15 protein-coding genes and 8 pseudogenes are annotated in these 19,065 nt (G+C 66.2%); 13 read left to right on the top strand and 10 right to left on the bottom strand.

Annotated features, from left to right (window positions below; translation table 11 throughout):
- Nucleotides 1-167: 167 nt before the first annotated feature.
- A pseudogene (locus tag OG985_RS00755) lies at nt 168-668 on the top strand (transcriptional regulator); the annotation flags it as partial.
- A 249-nt stretch (nt 669-917) separates the two neighbouring features.
- Here OG985_RS00755 and OG985_RS00750 read toward each other — a convergent pair.
- The 3 genes from OG985_RS00750 to istB form a co-directional block, all read right to left on the bottom strand.
- Entirely contained in the window at nt 918-2,567 is a 1,650-nt protein-coding gene (locus OG985_RS00750; RefSeq protein WP_371666456.1) for a recombinase family protein, read from the bottom strand.
- Nucleotides 2,549-2,881: a hypothetical protein gene (locus OG985_RS00745; protein ID WP_371666455.1), complete on the bottom strand. Its 333-nt coding sequence runs from the start codon at nt 2,879-2,881 to the stop codon at nt 2,549-2,551. The genes OG985_RS00750 and OG985_RS00745 overlap by 19 nt, the downstream gene beginning before the upstream one ends.
- Before the next feature lie 704 nt (nt 2,882-3,585).
- The gene (istB, locus tag OG985_RS00740) at nt 3,586-4,281 is read right to left on the bottom strand and encodes an IS21-like element helper ATPase IstB (protein WP_371674203.1); all 696 of its coding nucleotides are present in this window, start codon (nt 4,279-4,281) and stop codon (nt 3,586-3,588) included.
- A gap of 109 nt (nt 4,282-4,390) precedes the next feature.
- Between istB and OG985_RS00735 the strand changes: the two genes are divergently transcribed.
- Entirely contained in the window at nt 4,391-5,800 is a 1,410-nt protein-coding gene (locus OG985_RS00735; protein ID WP_371666454.1) for an IS701 family transposase, read from the top strand.
- A gap of 32 nt (nt 5,801-5,832) precedes the next feature.
- Here OG985_RS00735 and OG985_RS00730 read toward each other — a convergent pair whose 3' ends face one another.
- From OG985_RS00730 to OG985_RS00720, 3 genes and pseudogenes are all read right to left on the bottom strand, one after another.
- Nucleotides 5,833-6,456: a transposase gene (locus OG985_RS00730; protein WP_371666453.1), complete on the bottom strand. Its 624-nt coding sequence runs from the start codon at nt 6,454-6,456 to the stop codon at nt 5,833-5,835.
- Nucleotides 6,456-6,911, bottom strand: a pseudogene (locus tag OG985_RS00725) (transposase); the annotation flags it as partial. The pseudogene OG985_RS00725 and the gene OG985_RS00730, both read right to left, overlap by 1 nt.
- Nucleotides 6,912-7,032: 121 nt before the next feature.
- Nucleotides 7,033-7,656, bottom strand: coding sequence for a hypothetical protein (locus OG985_RS00720; protein ID WP_371674707.1), 624 nt, complete (start codon nt 7,654-7,656; stop codon nt 7,033-7,035).
- A gap of 53 nt (nt 7,657-7,709) precedes the next feature.
- On the opposite strand from OG985_RS00720, the pseudogene OG985_RS00715 reads away from it, so the two are divergent.
- The 9 genes and pseudogenes from OG985_RS00715 to OG985_RS00675 all read left to right on the top strand — a co-directional run.
- A pseudogene (locus OG985_RS00715) lies at nt 7,710-8,328 on the top strand (IS256 family transposase); the annotation flags it as partial.
- 47 nt (nt 8,329-8,375) lie between these two features.
- A pseudogene (locus tag OG985_RS00710) lies at nt 8,376-9,049 on the top strand (IS630 family transposase); the annotation flags it as partial.
- A gap of 173 nt (nt 9,050-9,222) precedes the next feature.
- Nucleotides 9,223-9,921 carry an IS3 family transposase gene (locus OG985_RS00705; protein WP_371666452.1) on the top strand — a complete coding sequence of 233 codons (699 nt, stop codon included), beginning with the start codon at nt 9,223-9,225 and terminating at the stop codon, nt 9,919-9,921.
- 169 nt (nt 9,922-10,090) lie between these two features.
- Nucleotides 10,091-11,288 (top strand): annotated as a pseudogene (locus tag OG985_RS00700) (IS30 family transposase).
- A 337-nt stretch (nt 11,289-11,625) separates the two neighbouring features.
- On the top strand, nt 11,626-12,042 hold the full coding sequence (locus OG985_RS00695; RefSeq protein ID WP_371666451.1) for a hypothetical protein: 417 nt from the start codon (nt 11,626-11,628) through the stop codon (nt 12,040-12,042).
- Between the two features lie 320 nt (nt 12,043-12,362).
- Nucleotides 12,363-12,881 (top strand): winged helix-turn-helix domain-containing protein, encoded by a 519-nt coding sequence (locus OG985_RS00690; protein WP_371666450.1) that lies wholly within the window; start codon nt 12,363-12,365, stop codon nt 12,879-12,881.
- Nucleotides 12,878-13,330, top strand: a complete 453-nt coding sequence (locus tag OG985_RS00685; RefSeq protein ID WP_371666449.1) for a transposase — start codon at nt 12,878-12,880, stop codon at nt 13,328-13,330. The genes OG985_RS00690 and OG985_RS00685 overlap by 4 nt, the downstream gene beginning before the upstream one ends.
- Before the next feature lie 428 nt (nt 13,331-13,758).
- Nucleotides 13,759-14,595, top strand: a complete 837-nt coding sequence (locus OG985_RS00680) for a class I SAM-dependent methyltransferase (protein ID WP_371666448.1) — start codon at nt 13,759-13,761, stop codon at nt 14,593-14,595.
- A 214-nt stretch (nt 14,596-14,809) separates the two neighbouring features.
- Nucleotides 14,810-15,751, top strand: a pseudogene (locus tag OG985_RS00675) (IS256 family transposase); the annotation flags it as partial.
- Between the two features lie 81 nt (nt 15,752-15,832).
- Here OG985_RS00675 and OG985_RS00670 read toward each other — a convergent pair.
- From OG985_RS00670 to OG985_RS00655, 4 genes and pseudogenes are all read right to left on the bottom strand, one after another.
- Nucleotides 15,833-16,090, bottom strand: a pseudogene (locus tag OG985_RS00670) (Tn3 family transposase); the annotation flags it as partial.
- 73 nt (nt 16,091-16,163) lie between these two features.
- Nucleotides 16,164-16,505, bottom strand: a pseudogene (locus OG985_RS00665) (Tn3 family transposase); the annotation flags it as partial.
- Between the two features lie 20 nt (nt 16,506-16,525).
- On the bottom strand, nt 16,526-16,714 hold the full coding sequence (locus tag OG985_RS00660) for a hypothetical protein (protein WP_371666447.1): 189 nt from the start codon (nt 16,712-16,714) through the stop codon (nt 16,526-16,528).
- Between the two features lie 64 nt (nt 16,715-16,778).
- Nucleotides 16,779-17,339, bottom strand: coding sequence for a recombinase family protein (locus tag OG985_RS00655; protein WP_371666446.1), 561 nt, complete (start codon nt 17,337-17,339; stop codon nt 16,779-16,781).
- A gap of 241 nt (nt 17,340-17,580) precedes the next feature.
- On the opposite strand from OG985_RS00655, the gene OG985_RS00650 reads away from it, so the two are divergent.
- The gene (locus OG985_RS00650) at nt 17,581-18,219 is read left to right on the top strand and encodes an RNA polymerase sigma factor (protein ID WP_371666445.1); all 639 of its coding nucleotides are present in this window, start codon (nt 17,581-17,583) and stop codon (nt 18,217-18,219) included.
- Nucleotides 18,216-18,956, top strand: coding sequence for a hypothetical protein (locus OG985_RS00645; protein ID WP_371666444.1), 741 nt, complete (start codon nt 18,216-18,218; stop codon nt 18,954-18,956). The genes OG985_RS00650 and OG985_RS00645 overlap by 4 nt, the downstream gene beginning before the upstream one ends.
- Nucleotides 18,957-19,065: the final 109 nt, after the last annotated feature.

Below are 19,065 nucleotides of genomic sequence, written 5' to 3'. Positions count from 1 at the left end.
AAGGCGCCGTGATCACATAGGCGGCCCTTCTCGTTCAGGGCTCTTGTAAGGTCGGCGTGATCTCGCGTTAAGGCGCTGGTCAGGCGGGGTGTGACCGAATAGATCGAAGCTCTGTTGGGGCGAGCGATTCATCAATCGCTTGTCACCAACGGAGCTTCGATGCGTTGCACACCGAACACCCGCCTGGCTTGCCGGGCACGGACCCGATGGACCCGGCGCCGAGAGAGGCGACCGACTGGCACCCGTCCCGGCGCACCTGCCACGGTTCCATGTGAGCGGCCCGACGGAAAGCTGTTTCGAGGAGGCCCTATGACTGGGCGCGGGACCTGCCCGACAAGGAATGCATGAAGCGCCACCTGCTCGGTATCGACTCAGCCTCGCCTTCGGTGCGGCCGCCAACGGCGCCGTCGTCGGCCTGGCCTCGCCGCCCGTGCACGTCACCGATCCGGCTTTCGATGCGGCGCTGCCGGGCCCATGGCTGGTCGACCTCTCCCACGTCGATCTGAACCGGGTAAAGGTCGGCAAGCAGTAGCGCGACCTCGACGGCGACCTGTTGCCCAGCCGCTCACGCCGACCGGCCAACGTCCCAAGGGCCCAGCTTGGTATGGCCCCCCACCGTGGCCTACGCGATGGAGCTGGGCTACGAGGTGGAACCTGGGGAGGCCTGGTGTGTGCTTCCCCTCGTAGCGTGGAGCCCTGAACCGTTCCGACTTCTCTGCCGCTCCGTTGTGAGCCATCAGAGAGGATGGGATACGTGCCTGTCAATGGACACGGGCTTCTCCCCGATGGCGGACTGATCACATCCCCACTGATGGACAGCAGATCTCCCCGCCGATGGACAGGCCGTTTCCCCAGGTGAGAGCTAGTTCAAGGGGACCACCCCCTCTCCTGCGGTGGCCTGGGTGAGCCGGAAGCTGTCACCCTGGGTGGCCACCAACGGAACGCAGATGGTCTTGGCTGGACGGTGCGGGGCGGCGGGGCCAGGGACTGGGTGGGGTGGGCTGCTGAGGTGGCTCGTCGAGTGGGATCCGTAGGTGGATCTTGACGTGCCGGCCGGTGACTTCGATCTCCTCGATGACTGTGCGGAGGAGGGCTTGTTGCCGGTCGAAGTCGAGGGCGTCGATTCCGGCGCGGGCCCGACTGGTGAAGTCGGCGATCCTGTCGCGGAGTTGGCCTGTCTGGGCAAGTTCGTGGCGCCGGGCTGCGAGTGCGTCACGTCGCTGGGCCAGGTCGTGGCGGCGGTGGTCGATCGCGGTGGCGCGTCGTTGCAGGTCGAGGAGGTCGATCAGACCGGCCTGATAGAGATCCGCCAAACGGCTCCGCTCGGCTTGAGTCGCGGCGATCTTGCGGTCGAGGCCACTCAGTTCCTTCGCCAGCAGTTCATCGCTGGATGCCTTCTGCGCGATTGCGTGCTGGCCAGCGAGGAGGACGTCGGGACGCAGGAGGACGTCGCGGACCTGGGCGATGACGAAGGCGTCCAGGACGTCGGCGCGGATGTTGCGTTCGGTGCAGCGGCGGTCGCTGCCGCCGGCTCGGATCGGGTCGTGGTTGCGGCAGTAGTAATAGCGGTGGAAGGCGCCGTTGCGGCCGCGCATCTTGTGACAGTTCGTGCCCACGTGGCAGGAGCCGCATTTGACCAGTCCGCGCAGCATCCACTGGCCGGGCTCGGTCCGGCGCGGGCTCCACTTGCTGTTGTTACGGCTCACGCGACCGACCGCGAGGAAGGTCTCTTCGCTGATGAGGGCGGGCACCGTGATGGCGGTCCAGTCCTCCCGCGGCCTGGGGACCTGGCGGGGACGGCGTTCTGGGCGCGGGTCGGGAACCGTGGTGGTGCGGTTGAAGTAGACCCGGCCGACGTATGCCTCGTTGTGAAGGAGCCGGGCGATGGTGGAGGATCCCCAGACGCCGTTGCCCTTCTTCGGGGTGGGGATGCGGTCGGCGGCGAGCCCGTGGATGATCTCGCGCATCGACAGATCGCGCACCGCGTAGTCCTCGAAGATCCGCCGGACCACTGCGGCCTCCGGCTCGAAGACCTCCAGGTGAGCGGCCCGTTCACCCTCTCGGGGAAGTCGCCGGTAGCCGTAGGGCGTGCGCCAGGAGATAACCTCGCCGGCGCGAGAGCGGAAGAGTTTGCCGCGCCGGTAGCGTTCAGCGATCTTGGCCCGTTCGTACTCGGCGATCACGCCCTGGACCTGTGTCAGCAAGATTGCCTGTGGATCGTCTGTGATCGGCGGGGCGTCGGTGAAGCAGACTTTCACCTGCAGGCGGGCCAGTTCGTCCAGGACGACGACCTGGTAGGCATAGACCCGGGCGAGTCGGTCCGGCGACAGGCACCACACCCGCTCGAACAGCCCGGCCTCGGCCGCGTCCCGCAGCGCGTCCAGGCCCGGCCGGTCCAGGTGGGCTCCCGAGCAGCCGTCGTCGGTGAACTCGGCGACCAGCTCGTCGCCCTCGGCGGCCACCCGTTCGTGCAGCACGGCCAGTTGAGAGCCGATGGTGCCGCGGGCCTGCTGCCCCTCGGTGGACACCCGCGCATAGAGCGCGGCCTTCACCGCACCCACCTCCATGCCTGATCACTCCCGAAGCCGAGACGGTCGGCGGCCTCCAGCAGCACCGCGAACACGGCGGCAAGCACGTCCATTCGCGGGTCATGGTGCGGTGTCCATGCAGGTCGACGCGCTCCGGACAGTTCGGCCATAAAGTCTGTCTCACCGGCCGGCCAGGAGATGAGTCCGACCAGTCCGCGGCGGGCGAAGCGGGCCGCAGCCAGCGAGGACGGCATCCTGCTGTGTTCGAGGACGTGACTGCGGAGCAGTTCGTACTCGGCCTGTGCGTGCTCGCCCGGCAGCGGAAACCAGCCCTGCCCCGACGATGTGGTCATGGCCGCCGGATCCGTTCCACCGTGCGCCGGTGCAACAGCTCGCCGAAGATTCGTTCCACCTCGTCGGCCAACACTGCACTCGAGAGGCCCGCGGGTGCCGCCTGGATGAAGGCACGATGTCCTCGGTGACCTTGACCGGGCCGTGCCGTCCGGGCCGCCCGTCCAGCAGACCCGTCATGCCTGCTTGTGTGAAGGACGCCTTTACCAGGTAGAACGCCGAACGTGAATAGCCGTGAGCCGCCGCTGTGGCGCTCACGCTCCGGCCCTCGACCACGTGCGCCCGGAGCATCTCGTACTTGACCTGGACCTTGTCGTGGGCCAGGAAGAAGCCGCCCTCTGCGAACAGCGGCGAGGTGACCATCTCCGGGTTCGGGTGCAGCAGTCCGGAGGTTTCCAGGACCTTCACTCTCGTCGGTTCGCTCATCGGCCCCGCCTCCTACTTCGGAAGGTAAGGCGGCCGCGAGTCCGTGTCGACCGTTTCCCGCCGCACTCTTTGAACGCGCCGGAACTACCAACAGCGCACGCCCTGTTGACGGCTCCTCGCACCGAATACCGAGGTCATGAAGCGGTGCTTCTCGCTGAACACGGCGGCAACGGTCACTGCACATCTGGGACCCTCTCCACGATGGGTCGTCGAAGACGTCGACGGTGCTCAGGACGCGAGTACAGCCCCTCCACCGACTCCTCGGATGCCAGCGTGACCGTCAAGTACAGCTTTGCGTTCCGTTGGTGACGACGACGTGGGCGTGGTGGAGGAGCCGGTCGACGGTCGCGGTGGCGAGGGTCTTGGGCATGATCTCTTCGAAACCAGCCGGGTGGAGGTTGCTGGAGACCGCGAGAGAGCGTTTTTCGTAGGCGGCATCCACCAGGCGGTAGAAGCCCTCGGCGGCGTCCGGCGCGATGGGCAGGAGTCCGATGTCGTCAACGATGACGAGGTCTGCCCGCATGATCCTGGACATGGCCTTGGCCATGGAGTCGTCCGCGCGGTGGCGTCGCACCAGTGTGCCGAGGTCTTCGATGGTGAACCAGCAGGTGGTCATCCCGGCCTCGATGGCCGCGTGGCCGAGTGCTTCGCACCAGTGGCTCTTGCCCGTGCCGGAGGGTCCCACGATGCAGAGGTTCTCTTGCCGTGAGATCCATTCCAGGGTGCGCAAGGCGGTCTGGGTTGCGGTGGGGATGGAGGACTTCGTCTCGTCCCACACCTGGAAGGTCTTCCCGGCTGGGAAGCCTGCCTTTTTGCGCCGGTTGACCAGCATCGCGGCGTCCCGGCCGGCGGCCTCTTCCGCCAGCAGGACGCGGACGAGTTCGGCGGGGTCCCAGCGCTGGGCGCGTGCGGTGGGGATGAGGTCGCTCAGCTGCCGTCTCACGTGCGGGAGCCGAAGCCGTCGGGTGAGCTCGATCGCCTCGTTACCGGTAGTTCGTTAAATCCGGCCGGTGGTGGGGATTGACGACGGGTTGGGTTGGTCGTAGGCCGGTGGTAGGAGTCAACTGCCTTGCTGGGGGCTGAAGATGACTGCTCGCCGTCCGTGTCCGCCCGCGCCGGGTCCGTTGGAGGAGTACGCGGCCCGGTTCGACGACCTCTTCTTCAGCCTGGCCCAGCGGCGGGGGTTTCGCGAATACCTGACCGGGCTGCTGGCACCGAGAGAGCGGAACAAGACGATCACCTGCCTGGCAGGGGCGGAACCGGTGGCAGGTGCAGGAATGCCAGGGGTGCAGCGGCTGCAGTTCTTCCTGTCCGAGTCGCCCTGGGAGGCCGAGCAGATCAACGACCGGCGGCTTGAGCTGCTGCACGAGGAGCCGGCGACCGCTCCGCACGACGGCGGGGTCATCGTGATCGACGATTCCGGAGACCGCAAGGACGGCACCGCGACCGCGCACGTGGGCCGGCAGTGGCTGGGCCGGCTGGGCAAGACGGACAACGGCGTCGTCACGGTGACCACGGTGTGGACCGACGGCCGCGTGTACTACCCGCTGCACGCGACTCCCTACACCCCCGCCCATCACTTCGCCCGCGGCCGGGCTGATCTGGCCTTCCGTACGAAACCGCAGCTGGCCGCCGCTCTCGCGGCCCGCGGGAAGGATGCGGGCTTCGGCTGCCGGGCCGTGGTCGCCGACTGCGCCTACTCCGTCAGCGACGACTGGTATCTCGCGCTGCGCGAGGCCGGCCTGGCCTACGTGGTCGCGCTCAAGCCGCACCGCGGCACCTGGGCTCCGGCCGACCAGCCGCACACCCCCATCGAGGCCGCGCACGCCCTGACCTGGAAGGGTGCCAGACGCCCTGGCGACTGGACGGCCGTGGAGCGTCACTTCCGCGACGGGCACACCGAGACCTGGTGGGCCGCCGATGCCCGCCTGGGCGGCTACGGTCCCGACTCGCCCTGCCGACTGGTCGTGGCCACCACCGACCCAGCCCGGCTGCCGGAGAAGGCCACCTGGTACCTGGCCACCAACCTGCCCCACCCCGACGCACCCCACGCCGCCACCAGCCCGCATCCGCCGGCCGACCTCGCCGAGATCGTCCGCCTCTACGGCCTGCGGCCATGGATCGAGCAGAGCTACAAACAGATCAAGGACGAACTCGGCTGGGCCGACTTCCAGGTCCGCTCCGATCGCGCCATCCGCCGCCACCAGACCCTGGTCAACTGTGCCTTCTCCTTCTGCTGGGACCAGTGGTTCAACCCACCCGGACCCCTGGATGACACCGCCCCGGACCCGTGCCCCGACGAGGGGCCAGAGAGGGGGACCAACCGAACCCCACCCACCCCAACTGCCCTGCTGGCCCAAGGCATTACGTTCGGTCCGCGCCTGGCTCACCCCCGCCACCACCCCGAACCGATGGTGGCGATCCTGGACGGACAGAGACCCACCCCCCGACCTCCAGGCCCTGATCGACGCGGTCACCACCGGACACGGCCTTGATCTCTACCTCCGGATTTACTGACTTCGGCGCATCAGGGTGACGCTGGGTCGTCGAAGGTCAGGCCGGTGCCTGCTATGAAGCCGTCAAGAGTGTCGGGCCGGTACTGGAGGCGTTTGAGCCGGTTGCGTACGAGGACTTCGAGCCGGTCGAGGGCGACGACGGCGAGGTTGGCCAGGCTGCGCTTGACATGTGCCCATACCCACTCGACGGGGTTGAGGTCGGGCGAGTAGGCGGGCAGCAGGAATACCGTCAGCCATTCACGCTCGGCGATCAACTCACGTATGGCGTGGGAGACGTGGGTGTTCAGCCGGTCCCAGACCAGCACGATCGGGGCCTTGACGAGGTGGTGGACTCCGTCGATCAGCGCGATGAAGTCCCGTTCGCCTATGCTGCGGCGTTTGCCTTTGCCCGCGGGATGGGTGCGCAGGCGGTGACACAGCCGGGTGCGGGAGCCGGGCCGCATCGCGATGAGTCCGGCCACCGACAGGCGGCCCGAGCGTCGCCCGCTCACCGTGACCTGCGGGGTGCGGCCGCGCCGGCCCCAGGTGCGTCCTTTGGGCGGTCGTCGCGTGAAGCCCGCCTCGTCCTCGAAGCAGACGTAGCCCCCGCACGCCGCCCGGGCTCTTTTACCTCGGCCCAGGTCGCCTCCTTCCACACGGTCACGGCCTGCTCATCGCGCTCGGCCACCCGCCGCGCGGGTACTTGAGGACTGAAGCCGAGCCGGTGCATCAGCCTCGTGGCACCCGAGACGCTGTAGGAGACGTGGAACTTCCTGCCGATCAGCGTGGCCACCCGGGCAGCCGTCCACACCTGGTCCTCCACCCAGCCATGCGCGGCAGGCCCCTCATCGAGGTACGCAGCCAGCTTTTCCAGACAGCCCGGGGACAGACGGCATCGCGATCCACTCGAGCCACGAGAGACCAGAGCCTGCACGCCACCGTCCCGCCACATCTGCTGCCACTGGTAGGCCGACTTCGGGCTCACCCTCAGGCGCCGTGCGACTTCCGGCGGCTTGATGTCCTGCTCGAACAGCTCCGCCGCCTGCATCCGTACCGTCTCCCGGCGCTGACGTCCCACAGGGGTCAGGCCGCCCCCATCCGCATACCTCATACACCACGGAATACAGACAACACTCCAGGCCCATCAGGGACGTCGAAGAAGATCACCCTAACGAGCCGAAGTCAGTAACGAACTACCGTTACCGGTAGTTCGTTAAATCCGGAGGTAGAGATCAAGGCCGTGTCCGGTGGTGACCGCGTCGATCAGGGCCTGGAGGTCGGGGGGTGGGTCTCTGTCCGTCCAGGATCGCCACCATCGGTTCAGGGTGGTGGCGGGGGTGAGCCAGGCGCGGACCGAACGTAATGCCTTGGGCCAGCAGGGCAGTTGGGGTGGGTGGGGTTCGGTTGGTCCCCCTCTCTGGCCCCTCGTCGGGGCACGGGTCCGGGGCGGTGTCATCCAGGGGTCCGGGTGGGTTGAACCACTGGTCCCAGCAGAAGGAGAAGGCACAGTTGACCAGGGTCTGGTGGCGGCGGATGGCGCGATCGGAGCGGACCTGGAAGTCGGCCCAGCCGAGTTCGTCCTTGATCTGTTTGTAGCTCTGCTCGATCCATGGCCGCAGGCCGTAGAGGCGGACGATCTCGGCGAGGTCGGCCGGCGGATGCGGGCTGGTGGCGGCGTGGGGTGCGTCGGGGTGGGGCAGGTTGGTGGCCAGGTACCAGGTGGCCTTCTCCGGCAGCCGGGCTGGGTCGGTGGTGGCCACGACCAGTCGGCAGGGCGAGTCGGGACCGTAGCCGCCCAGTCGGGCATCGGCGGCCCACCAGGTCTCGGTGTGCCCGTCGCGGAAGTGACGCTCCACGGCCGTCCAGTCGCCAGGGCGTCTGGCACCCTTCCAGGTCAGGGCGCGGTTCCCGGACAGCGTGGCGCAACGGGCACCGGGACAAGACCCTGACCACGCCGGCCGGCGATCTGGACCTGGAGATTCCCAAGCTCCGCACCGGCAGCTTCTTCCCCAGCCTGCTGGAACGCCGACGGCGCATCGACCAGGCCCTCTATGCCGTGATCATGGAAGCATATGTCCATGGGGTCTCCACCCGCTCGGTCGATGACCTGGTCAAGGCCCTGGGCGGGGACAGTGGCATATCGAAGAGCGAGGTCTCCCGCATCTGCGGCGAGCTCGACGAGCCGCTGACCGCGTTCCGCACCCGCCCTCTGGACCACACCCGGTTCCCCTACCTCTACCTGGACGCGACGTACTGCAAGGTGCGGGTGAACCATCAGATCGTCTCGCAGGCTGTGGTCATCGCCACCGGCATCACTGAAGACGGCGGCCGCGAAGTCCTCGGGACCGCCGTGGGGGACAGCGAGACCGAAGCGTTCTGGAGTGAGTTCCTGCGCTCGCTCCGTGCCCGCGGCCTGGGCGGCGTCCGCCTGGTCATCGCGGACCACCACAGCGGACTGATCGCGGCGATCCGCAAGGTGATGCTGGGCTCCTCGTATCAGCGGTGCCGCGTTCACTTCCTGCGCAATTGCTTCGCGCACATACCCAAAGGCGCTGTCAGGCGGGCTCTGATCATCATGGCGTCGGCGTCGGGTACCCCGGTCACGGCGATCGCCCGGTTGGTGGCTGCTCACGAGGACACCGTCCGCGACGTGATTCACGCCTTCAACAAGAAGGGCCTGGCTGCGCTGGACCCTCGGTGGGCGGGAGGCTGTCCCCGCCTGATCAATGATGAGGAACGCAAGTTCATCATTGCGACGGCCAAGACCCGCCCCGCAACGCTGGGACGTCCGTTCACGCACTGGAGTCTGCGCAAGCTCGCCGACCACCTGGCCCGCAACCGGGTCCGGACGGTCAGGATCGGCCGGGAGCGGCTGCGGCAGATCCTGCGCGAGCACGGGATCTCCTTCCAGCGCACGCGGACCTGGAAGGAGTCCAAAAGACCCCGACAAGGAAGCCAAGCTCGACCGTATCGAGCACGTGACCAGGCATTTCCCGGATCGGTGCTTCGCCTTCGACCAGTTCGGCCCGCTGTCGATCCGCCCTTGCCACGGCTCCGCCTGGGCTCCGGAGAAGAGACCTGAGCGATTGCCGGCCACCTACCACCGCACGCACGGCATCCGCTACTTCCACGGCTGCTTACTCCATCGGTGACGACCAGCTCTGGGGTGTGACCCGCCGCCGCAAAGGCGGCGACCACAGCCTGGCGGCCCTGAAGTCGATCCGGGCCGCCCGGCCCGACGGCGCCCCAGAAGCAGCAGGAACCGGCTCCCGATGCAGAATTGACGGTGAACGAGCGGGTACGCCTGAAGGAACTCGAACGGCGGAACCGTGAGCTGGAGATGGAAAACTCCTTCCTGAAAAAATGCGCGGCGTACTTCGCGAAGGATCCCCGGTAGCAAGCAAGTACAGTTCATCGATGAGATGCGGCTCGACACTGCGGAGTGCGCATATAGCGTCGAGTTCATGTGCGGCAGACTCGGCGTCTCCAGATCCGGCTACTACGACTGGCGATCCCGCCCGGAATCCGCGACGGCACAGCGGCGCGAGGAACTGAAACTGCTCATCAAGAAAGCCTTCGACATTTCCGACAGCACCTACGGCCACCGTCGCATCCAAGCCCAGCTGCACCGCTGGGGCATCAGCGTCGGCCTGGAACTGGTCCGCCGCCTGATGCGCGAGCTGGGACTTGAGTCCTGCCAGCCACAGCCGAAGAGGTTCAACCTCACCAAGGCCGCGGCCGGCCAGGTGCCGGACCTCGTCGGCCGCAACTTCACCGCGGACGCGCCCGGCGAAAAGCTCGTCGGTGACATTACTTATATCGGGACCGGGGAAGGCTGGCTGTACCTCGCGACGGTAATCGACTGCTGCACGAAGGAAGTCATCGGTTACGCGATGGACGACCACTACCAAACCCCACTGATATCCAGGGCGATCCGTAACGCGGCACGGAACAGGAACCTCTCGGCCGACGCGATATTTCACTCGGATCGCGGAAGTAACGGTGGATTCAACTGGTCGTCGCAACACCCTGATCTCGGAGGTGTGCGACGTGGCCACGGCGGACTGGAGTTTGAAGACCAGCGATGTTCCGGAGGGGCGGCGTCGGCAGTGGCGCGCTGACCGTGCGTTGCGGCCGGCGATGCGTTCGCCGGGGCGGCCTGATCCTTCTCGGGTCGTGCAGCGCCAGTTCTGGCGACTGATCGCCACGGGGGTCACGACGGTGGAGGCGTCGTTGGTGGTCGGCGTGTCGTGGCCGGTGGGTGCGAGGTGGTTTCGTCACGCTGGCGGCATGCCTCCGATCTCGTTGGCCGAGCCCGCGGGCCGGTACCTCACGTTCGAAGAGCGCGAGGAGATCGCGATCCTCATGGCGATGAGCAAGGGCGTGCGCGAGATCGCCCGCGCCCTGGGGCGAGACCCCGGGACAATCTCTCGCGAACTGCGCCGCAACGCCGCCACGCGCGGCGGCAAGCAGGAATACCGCGCGACGGTCGCCCAGTGGAAGGCTCAGCAGGCGGCCAAGCGCCCGAGGAACGCGAAACTCCTGGGTAACGACCGGTTGCGTGAGTACGTAGAGGACCGGCTCGCCGGCAGCATCCGTCGCCCCGACAACATGACCGTCACCGGGCCCAAGACGCCCGCATGGAAAGGGCTGAACAAGCCGCACCGTCAGGACAGACGTTGGGCGACGGCATGGAGTCCGGAGCAGATTTCGCACCGACTCCGTGTCGACTTCCCCGATGATGAGTCCATGCGCATCAGCCACGAAGCGATCTACCAGGCGCTGTTCATCGAAGGCCGTGGCGCGCTCAAGCGGGAACTGGTGACGTGCCTGCGCACCGGCCGGGCGCTGCGGGCTCCCCGTGCACGGTCGCAGAACAAGCCGCAGGGGCATGTCACCGCGGACGTCGTCCTCAGCGAACGCCCCGCCGAGGCCACGGACCGCGCGGTCCCCGGACACTGGGAAGGCGATTTGATTATCGGGACGGGCCGCTCCGCGATCGGCACGCTCGTCGAGCGCAGCAGCCGCTCCACGCTCCTGGTGCACCTGCCCCGTCTGGAGGGCTGGGGCGAGAATCCGCCCGTGAAGAACGGCCCCTCGCTCGGGGGCTACGGCGCGATCGCGATGAACGCGGCGCTCACCACGTCGATGACGCAATTGCCTGAGCAGCTACGTAAGACCCTCACCTGGGACCGTGGGAAGGAACTCCGGTCATACCCAGTTCGCTCTCGATACCGGGACGAAGGTGTTCTTCGCCGATCCGCACTCGCCCTGGCAACGACCGACGAACGAGAACACGAACGGGCTGCTGCGCCAGTACTTCCCGAAGGGCACCGATCTCTCCCGCTGGTCGTTCACGGACCTCGAAGCCGTCGCCATGGCGATCAACAACCGGCCCCGCAAAGTCCTGGGTTGGCGGACGCCGGCCGAGGTCTTCGAAGAACAGCTACGCTCGCTGCAACAGCCCGGTGTTGCAACGACTGGTTGAACTCGCCCAGACAACGACATCACCGATCAACAGTCACGAGATCTGAGGCTGTAGTACGAGCTGATCAGACCACAGGCGAATCGAGGTCAAAGATCAGTACTCCACGTTTGTCGAGGGGAATGTGGTCAACGGCGATAGCAACAAAGGGGGTTGTGAAAAATTCATGGTTCAGTCACGCGCCCGTACCTTACACCAACACCTTCGAAACGACTGCTTGAGAACTGATGGAACATCACAAATTACTGGCGGACGGGGAAGTAATTCAGTATCGATTACTCTGTCGGCCATTAGAATTTGGCGGGATGCTTTGATTTCCAACTACGCCTGAGGGGTGTACATGTCTTTGAGATCCCGATCCCTGGCACTCGGTCTAGCGGCCTTCGCTCTCGCATCTGTAGCAACCGGCACGGCCAACGCTTCGGTGATCCCTCAGCAGAGCGAGAGCACGACCTGGCAAGCCAGCGTACAGATGCCGCAGGGGGACCCTTGTTCTGTCCATGTGATAACCGAGTACCACGGCTACACGGATAATGAAGCTATGGTTGCATTTGCTAACCATGCGACTCATAATCTCTACAATTCCTCAGCCATTGCCAAGGAGCATTGCGGGGCTGCGTTCACTGTGTTCGACAGTGATACCTCTGCGCAGCTTTCCATTGGCCATGACTGCTCAGACGTCCCCCCGGAGGGTGGGCCGTGCAAGAAGGTCTACTACATCTCAAAAAACTACTACTACAAGCAGCTTGTTCAGTAGTGTAGCTGTGGGGGGTTCCACACCCAGCTACATTCCCAGTGCACCTGCTATCCCTGTTCCTGCGTGCGTTCTGGTCAACTGGGAAATGTAGATGCGCTGAAGCTCCGTTGGTTTAAGGTGAGCTACCAACTCGCTTGGAAGCAAAGGAGCTTCGATGCGATCCCGTCAAGCGTGAGTTGCATGCCGCCCTTCGGGGGCACGTAGCCGAGTATGAGCATCCCTGCGTTACTTTGATGCAGGGCGAGTTCTATAAACGCCTTGGCCGTGGCGCTCTTGTTAGAGCGTGCGTCCGCCAGTACTGATCTTTAAGGTCTTGCTTGATGATCTGTCAGTTCGGGCATATGGGCGGTATGGGGACTTCGAATGCCGCGCGTTGGGGGCCGGCTGAGCGGGAGGCGCGGCGGATGCAGGCCGCCGACCTGTTCGAACAGGATGTGAGGCAGGCGCATGTGGCCCGGCTGCTGGGGGTGTCCCGGCGGGCGGTCGGCCAGTGGCATGCGGCGTGGCGGGAGGGCGGTCGTGAGGCGCTTGTGGCGCGGCCGAACGGGTCCCGCTCGTATCTGACGCCGCAGCAGGAGCAGGAGTTGCTGCGAGAGTTACGACTTGGGGCGTCGGCGCACGGCTGGGAGGGCCAGGGCTGGACGCTCGCGCGTATCGCGCGCGTGATCGAGGAGAAGTACGGGGCGCGGTTCACGGTGCCGGGGGTGTGGTACCTCATGGACCGTCTGGGCTGGTCGTGGCAGGTTCCGAAGACGCAGGCGGTCCAGCGCGACGAGGAGGCGATCGCCGCATGGCGCACGGAGACGTGGCCGGCGGTGTCCCATCCGGTCAAGCCGTGACCGAGGGGCGCTGGATCGTCTTCGAGGACGAGTCCGGAGCGGCGCTCGCCGGCGTGGTGCGCCGCACCTGGGGACAGCGGGGCACCACTCCGGTGATCAAGCTGAACGGGTCGCGCGGGGACCGGGAGAACATGGTGGCGTTCGTCGCCTACAGGCCCGGGTTCGAGCCGAGGCTGCTTGTGTGGCACAAGAGTCGCGAGGGATACACCAAGGAGCACTTCCCGCTCCTGCTGACCATGCTGTACGCCCGCCTCGGCGGCCCCGTCACGCTCGTATGGGACAACTACTCCAGCCACACCAGCGCCGGGGTACGCGAGTGGGCTGAGGGGCAGGAGCGCTGGCTACGAATCGTCCAACTGCCGCCGTACGCCGGAACTGAACCCGGTGGAGCTCCTGTGGAAGATCGTCAAAGATCTCCTCGCGAACCGCGCATTCCGTTCGATTCGTGAGCTGGCAGAAGCCGCCGACGCCGCACTCAGCAAGATCAAGCAAGCCCCGCACCTCCTGCGCGGATTCCTGGCCGGGACCGGGTTGGTATTGCTGGAATGACCGTCAAGCACCGAGATAAAGATCTGTAGTGCTACTGTTCCGTTTTCCTGGCCCGCCCGCCGAACCGGACGTGCCCGTCTCCGGGCATCCGGCTCTCCACGTGCTCTTGCCTCCAGTCAGCCGACGGCTGCCGGTATTGGCGTCCATGGTGTGGGTATGTTCCGTCCCCGGTATCGGTAGCGGATCACCGGAACCTTCTGGGGTTGGAACAGCGAGATCCCGTCCTCGGTCGGCCGTTTCCCCGGGAGGAAAACGGTTTCCCGTCCTGAGCTGGAGCGATCTTCAGAGGCTGTTCGAGATCCGGTGGGGGCTTTGTCACACTGCTGGCATGAACGGAAAACGCCTTGATGAGGAACTCGCCGCGAACCGCGCCCTTTGGGACGCCCGCGCCCGGGCACACGGAACGACCCCGAATGACATGTTCTACGACGTCGATTCGTTCCTGGCCGGACGCCAGACGCTCTACGGGATCGAGCTGGAGCTAGCCGGTGATGTGACCGGCCAGGATGTGCTGCATCTGCAGTGCCACTTCGGCATGGACACACTCAACTGGGCCCGTCTGGGCGCCAGGGTCACCGGCATCGATTTCTCGTCGACGGCGATCACCCGGGCACGTGAGCTGGCCGAGCGCGCCGGGCTGACCGCCGATTTCATCGAGGCGGACACGCAGAACCTTCCATCCGACCTGGCGGACAGGTTCGACCGGGTGATCGCCACCTACGGGGTGCTGTGCTGGATCGCTGACCTCGATGCATGGATGCGCGGCACGGCAATGGCACTGCGGCCTGGTGGCAGGCTGGTACTGGTCGACCTGCATCCCGCCTTCCAAACCCTGGCCAGCTACGAGCCGCTCGTGGCCGACTGGCCCTACGGCGGCGGCGAACCCCAGCGAGAAGCGGTCACGGGCACGTATGCCGATCCGGACCTGCTGATGGAGGCGCAGGAAGTAGTCCAGTATCCTCACTCCGTGGGCGAGATCGTGACAGCGGCCGCCGGAGCCGGACTGATCGTGGACCACCTCGGCGAACACACAGAGGCCGAGTTCGACGGACGCCGCATCCTGCCCCAAGGACCCGACGGCAACTACCGCTTCCCCTTCAGCGACACCTATCTCCCGATCCTCTACTCGTTGCGAGCGGTGTCACCTCAACCGACCGCAGAGTAGATGCCACCCGTCCCTCAGTGTGAGCACACAGTAGGCCGCAGGGCTTGGGAGAAAGGGTCATGTCCCGCTTGGTGGTGTAGCCGATCAAGTTGTGGGCGTGCGCGGGCGGGTGCCCGGGGCGCACTTCTGCTGGTGTCCGACGCTCCCTGACGCGAGGAGGGCCATCACGTAACTCTTCTTGGTGAACGCCCAGTTCAACCATGAGGAGTACGTGATGGCCCTGTCCCAGTCTGACCTGATAAGGATGCTGGAGTCACTACGCTCGTCCGACGGAATCGAGCTCGTCCGCAGCGTGGCAGAGCGAATGCTGCAGGAACTGATCGAAGCCGAGGTGAGCGCGCACATCGGTGCCGGCTGGAATGAGCACACCGGTTCCCGGACAGCGTGGCGCAACGGGCACCGGGACAAGACCCTGACCACGCCGGCCGGCGATCTGGACCTGGAGATTCCCAAGCTCCGCACCGGCAGCTTCTTCCCCAGCCTGCTGGAACGCCGACGGCGCATCGACCAGGCCCTCTATGCCGTGATCATGGAAGCATATGTCCATGGGGTCTCCACCCGCTCGGTCGATGACCTGGTCAAGGCCCTGGGCGGGGACAGTGGCATATCGAAGAGCGAGGTCTCCCGCATCTGCGGCGAGCTCGACGAGCCGCTGACCGCGTTCCGCACCCGCCCTCTGGACCACACCCGGTTCCCCTACCTCTACCTGGACGCGACGTACTGCAAGGTGCGGGTGAACCATCAGATCGTCTCGCAGGCTGTGGTCATCGCCACCGGCATCACCGAGGACGGCGGCCGCGAAGTCCTCGGGACCGCCGTGGGGGACAGCGAGACCGAAGCGTTCTGGAGTGAGTTCCTGCGCTCGCTCCGTGCCCGCGGCCTGGGCGGCGTCCGCCTGGTCATCGCGGACCACCACAGCGGACTGATCGCGGCGATCCGCAAGGTGATGCTGGGCTCCTCGTATCAGCGGTGCCGCGTTCACTTCCTGCGCAACTGCTTCGCGCACATACCCAAAGGCGCTGGTGAAATGGTCGCCGCGACGATCCGGACCGTCTTCGCCCAGCCCACTGCGGAACTGGTCGCCACCCAGCTGGACACCGTTGCCGACATGCTCGGCGAGCAGTTCCCCAAGGTGAAAGAGATGCTGCTGACGGCGAAGAGCGGCCGCCTTACCGCCGGACGGCTGTAGGCCGAACAGCCCACCCATCAACTCGTAGGCCAAACAGACGAATCACACCTAATTCCTGATAGACCCGTGCTTCACGGAGAGGGCGACCTGCATGAGGTCGGGCCAGTGGCGGCGGATCAACTCCCAGCCGATCGCGGTGCGCGGGTCGGTGGAGAACAGCGGGTCGATGTGCCGGTAGCGCACGGCGGGGTGGGGGCGGTGGAAGGTGGTGAGGTCCTGGAAGTTGCGGATCCTGGGCAGCAGGTCGATCCCCAGGAGATGGGCGAGTCCGAAGACTGGGAAGGACTGGCCTTGCGTGTCGGCGTGGACCTGGCCCGGGCCGGGCCGCCGACTGGTTCTGGAGCAGGGAGTCGATCAGGTAGACGGCCTCCCAGACGCCACAGGGAACGAACCGGGAGAACAGGGCGAGGTAGGTGTCGGCGACCAGGTGGTGGGCGATGCCTCCGTAGCCGCCGTACCGGATCGAGGTCTCGGCCAGGAGGTTGTCGACTGCGGCGTCCATTATGGTGCCGTCCACGGCGGCCACCGACCCGTCGCCCCACGCCCGGACCAGGTCCAGGTCGAGGTGGGCGTCGACCACGTCAGCGCCGGCCCGGGCAAGGTTCGTCGCGGTGCAGTGGCGTTTGGCGATCGCGGCCAACTCGTGCGCCGTCACGGTGTTCATGTGCGGGGCCGCCTGGGTGGCGCCGAGGCCGGAGCCGTAGGTGAACGCGGTGACCACGTAGCGGGCCAGCGGGTCCTTCAGCTTCGCGGATCCAACCCCGACAGTGGTCCGAGGCGGTGCCACCAGCCGGTCCAGTGTGCCGCCCGGGCGAGGTGCTCCAGGATGCCCCGGGCTGGTAATCGCAGGGTGAGCTCGGCTTCCAGTGCCTCCGCGGAGGCGGTGCGCTCGCGGCCGACGCGCTGTTTGAGTGATGGCACCCCGGTCACCGGGTCGATCGTCAGGTCCCGGGTCCTGCCGGTATCGCTCCAGGATTGCGCGTTAAAGGATTGATCATGGTGTGGCGGTCTTGCCGAGGTGGCGGTAGATGGTGGGGCGGGTGACGCCGAACTCGTCGGCGATCTGTTGGACGGTCAGTTCACCGGCGTCGTACATCTCCCGGGCGAGCTTGATCTGGCGGGGGCCGAGTTTGGGTTTCTGGCCGCCGGTGCGGCCGCGGGCGCGTGCGGCTTCCAGGCCGTCGACGGTGCGCTCGGACATCAGGGCGTGCTCGAATTCGGCTACTGCGCCGAGGATCTGGAAGAACTTCCTGCCGACGGCGGTGGAGGTGTCGATGCCCTGGTCGAGCACGACGAGGTCGACGCCGCGGGCTTGGAGGTCTTTGGCCAGCTCGATGAGGTTCTCCAGCGAGCGGCCTAGGCGGTCGAGTTTGGTGACGACGAGTTGGTCGCCTTCGCGGGCGACGAGGAGGGCTTTGTCGAGTTCGGGGCGGCGGGCGAGCTTGCCGGATGCCTTGTCGGTGAAGATCTGTTCGCACCCTGCGGCTTTGAGGGCGTCTTGTTGCGCTTCAGGGTGTTGGTCCCGTTTCGATACGCGGGCGACGCCGATTCTCATGTCTGAACCGTATCGTGAACGGGGTTGTGCGTTGCACAGGTGCGTACACGGGTAGCGTTACATGTGCGACCTGGGAATGTCAGGTGGATCTTCGTGTTTCGCGAACGATCGTTACCGTACGCTCGATGCCAGAGGCGTGCCGCTTCGCTTCGGCACCGATGGTGAGGCAGTGGGCATGTCGGCGGTGAGCTCTGTGACGGGTATCACTGCAACGGGCTTGGGTGGTCGGACAGGACTGTGTGTGGAGATATCGTTGCGCGCCCGGGTGCGTGCCGGGGACCCGACCGCATTCGGGCAGATCTTTGATGAGCACGCCCGGGTCGTGTACAGGCATGCGGTGCGCTGGACCGGCGACTGGGTCGCTGCCGAGGACGTGGTGTCCCTGACGTTCCTGGAGGCGTGGCGGCTGAGGAAGAAGCTGCGTCCGGACGGAGAGAGTCTGCGGCCTTGGTTGCTGGGGATCGCGACCAATGTGCTGCGCAACACCGCCCGCGCCGCGCGCCGGCACCAGAAGGCGCTCACGCAACTGCCGCCGCGTGAGACTGTGCCCGATTTCGCGGAGGAGCTCGTGGGGCGGCTGGCCGACACCGAGCAGCTGGCCGCGGCCAAGGCTGCGCTTGAGCAGTTGCGGCCGGCAGAGCGGGAGGTGTTCGCCTTGTGCGTGTGGTCCGGCTTGGAGCATGCGGCGGTGGCCGAGGCGCTGGGGGTGCCGGTCGGCACGGTTCGTTCCCGGCTGTCGCGAGCTCGCAGTCGGCTGCGGGAGCTCACTGAGCAGGAACTGGCCCGGGTTCAAAAAAACATGCAACGCGCCTCTGGCAGCGGACAGATACCGGGTGACCGCACATCCGCGGTCCGGTCGATTCAGGAGAAGAACCGATGAATGCCACCCCGCAGTCGCCGCAAGGGTCGGAGCGCGAGGAACTGTCCCGGCTGCTGCCGGCACCGGCGGACCCGGATCTCTCTCGCGACCGCCACCTTTTGCTGAAGGAACACCTCATGAACCACGTGCAAGAAGAGTCCGGCCTCACCGCGAGGCGCTGGCGTCTGGCGACGCGATTTGTTGCCCCGGTGGCGCTGGCGGCGGCCGTGGCCGGTGTCGCGGTGAGTATCGGCCAGACGTCCGGGAACACCGACACCGTCGCGGCCGGCCCAGACCGGATCAGCAACGTGGCCTACACCCTCGACCAGGAACCCAACAACACGGTGAAAATGAGCATGCGGGTTGAGGGAGGGGAGCTGAAGTGCGTCAACGGCAATTGCAGTGTCCCTCCGACCGGCCCTGAGCCTGAGAGGGTGCTGGCTGACCCTGCCGGCTTGCAGCACGATCTGGACCGTATGGGCGTACATGCCCGCGTTTACCGTGAAGACCCCAGCTGCCCTGTCGACCAGAGGGACCTCAACCGGGACAGGGGGGTCACCAGGGCTGCGATCGGGAAGATCGAACGCGAAAACAACCGCCTAGTCACAACCATTCACCGGGACAAGATTCCCGATGGCTCGACCCTGGTGGTCTTTCTTCCGTCCAATGAAGACACGCCTCACGGGCTGTTCGGCGTAGATGTCCTCAAGGGAGAGCTCCCCTCCTGCTACCACGCCCAGAACGAGGAACTTCGCTAACCCAGGACCATGCCTGGCCGGTGAGCCCAGACGAACATTACTCACCGGCCAAGGCCACTCTTACCAGATCGCCGACTGTCAGTTCTTCCGGGCCAGTCGCCAGGTCATG

The sequence above is a fragment of the Streptomyces sp. NBC_00289 genome (genome assembly GCF_041435115.1).
Classification (GTDB): Bacteria; Actinomycetota; Actinomycetes; order Streptomycetales; family Streptomycetaceae; genus Streptomyces.
This window is presented reverse-complemented; position numbering and strand designations above follow the sequence as displayed.

Excerpts from the sequence above, each read along its gene's own strand:
- OG985_RS00750 (WP_371666456.1), bottom strand. The coding sequence starts at position 2,567 with ATGGAGGTGGGTGCGGTGAAGGCCGCGCTCTATGCGCGGGTGTCCACC.
- OG985_RS00745 (WP_371666455.1), bottom strand. The coding sequence starts at position 2,881 with ATGACCACATCGTCGGGGCAGGGCTGGTTTCCGCTGCCGGGCGAGCAC.
- OG985_RS00735 (WP_371666454.1), top strand. The coding sequence starts at position 4,391 with ATGACTGCTCGCCGTCCGTGTCCGCCCGCGCCGGGTCCGTTGGAGGAG.
- OG985_RS00705 (WP_371666452.1), top strand. The coding sequence starts at position 9,223 with ATGCGGCTCGACACTGCGGAGTGCGCATATAGCGTCGAGTTCATGTGC.
- OG985_RS00695 (WP_371666451.1), top strand. The coding sequence starts at position 11,626 with ATGTCTTTGAGATCCCGATCCCTGGCACTCGGTCTAGCGGCCTTCGCT.
- OG985_RS00690 (WP_371666450.1), top strand. The coding sequence starts at position 12,363 with ATGATCTGTCAGTTCGGGCATATGGGCGGTATGGGGACTTCGAATGCC.
- OG985_RS00680 (WP_371666448.1), top strand. The coding sequence starts at position 13,759 with ATGAACGGAAAACGCCTTGATGAGGAACTCGCCGCGAACCGCGCCCTT.
- OG985_RS00655 (WP_371666446.1), bottom strand. The coding sequence starts at position 17,339 with ATGAGAATCGGCGTCGCCCGCGTATCGAAACGGGACCAACACCCTGAA.
- OG985_RS00645 (WP_371666444.1), top strand. The coding sequence starts at position 18,216 with ATGAATGCCACCCCGCAGTCGCCGCAAGGGTCGGAGCGCGAGGAACTG.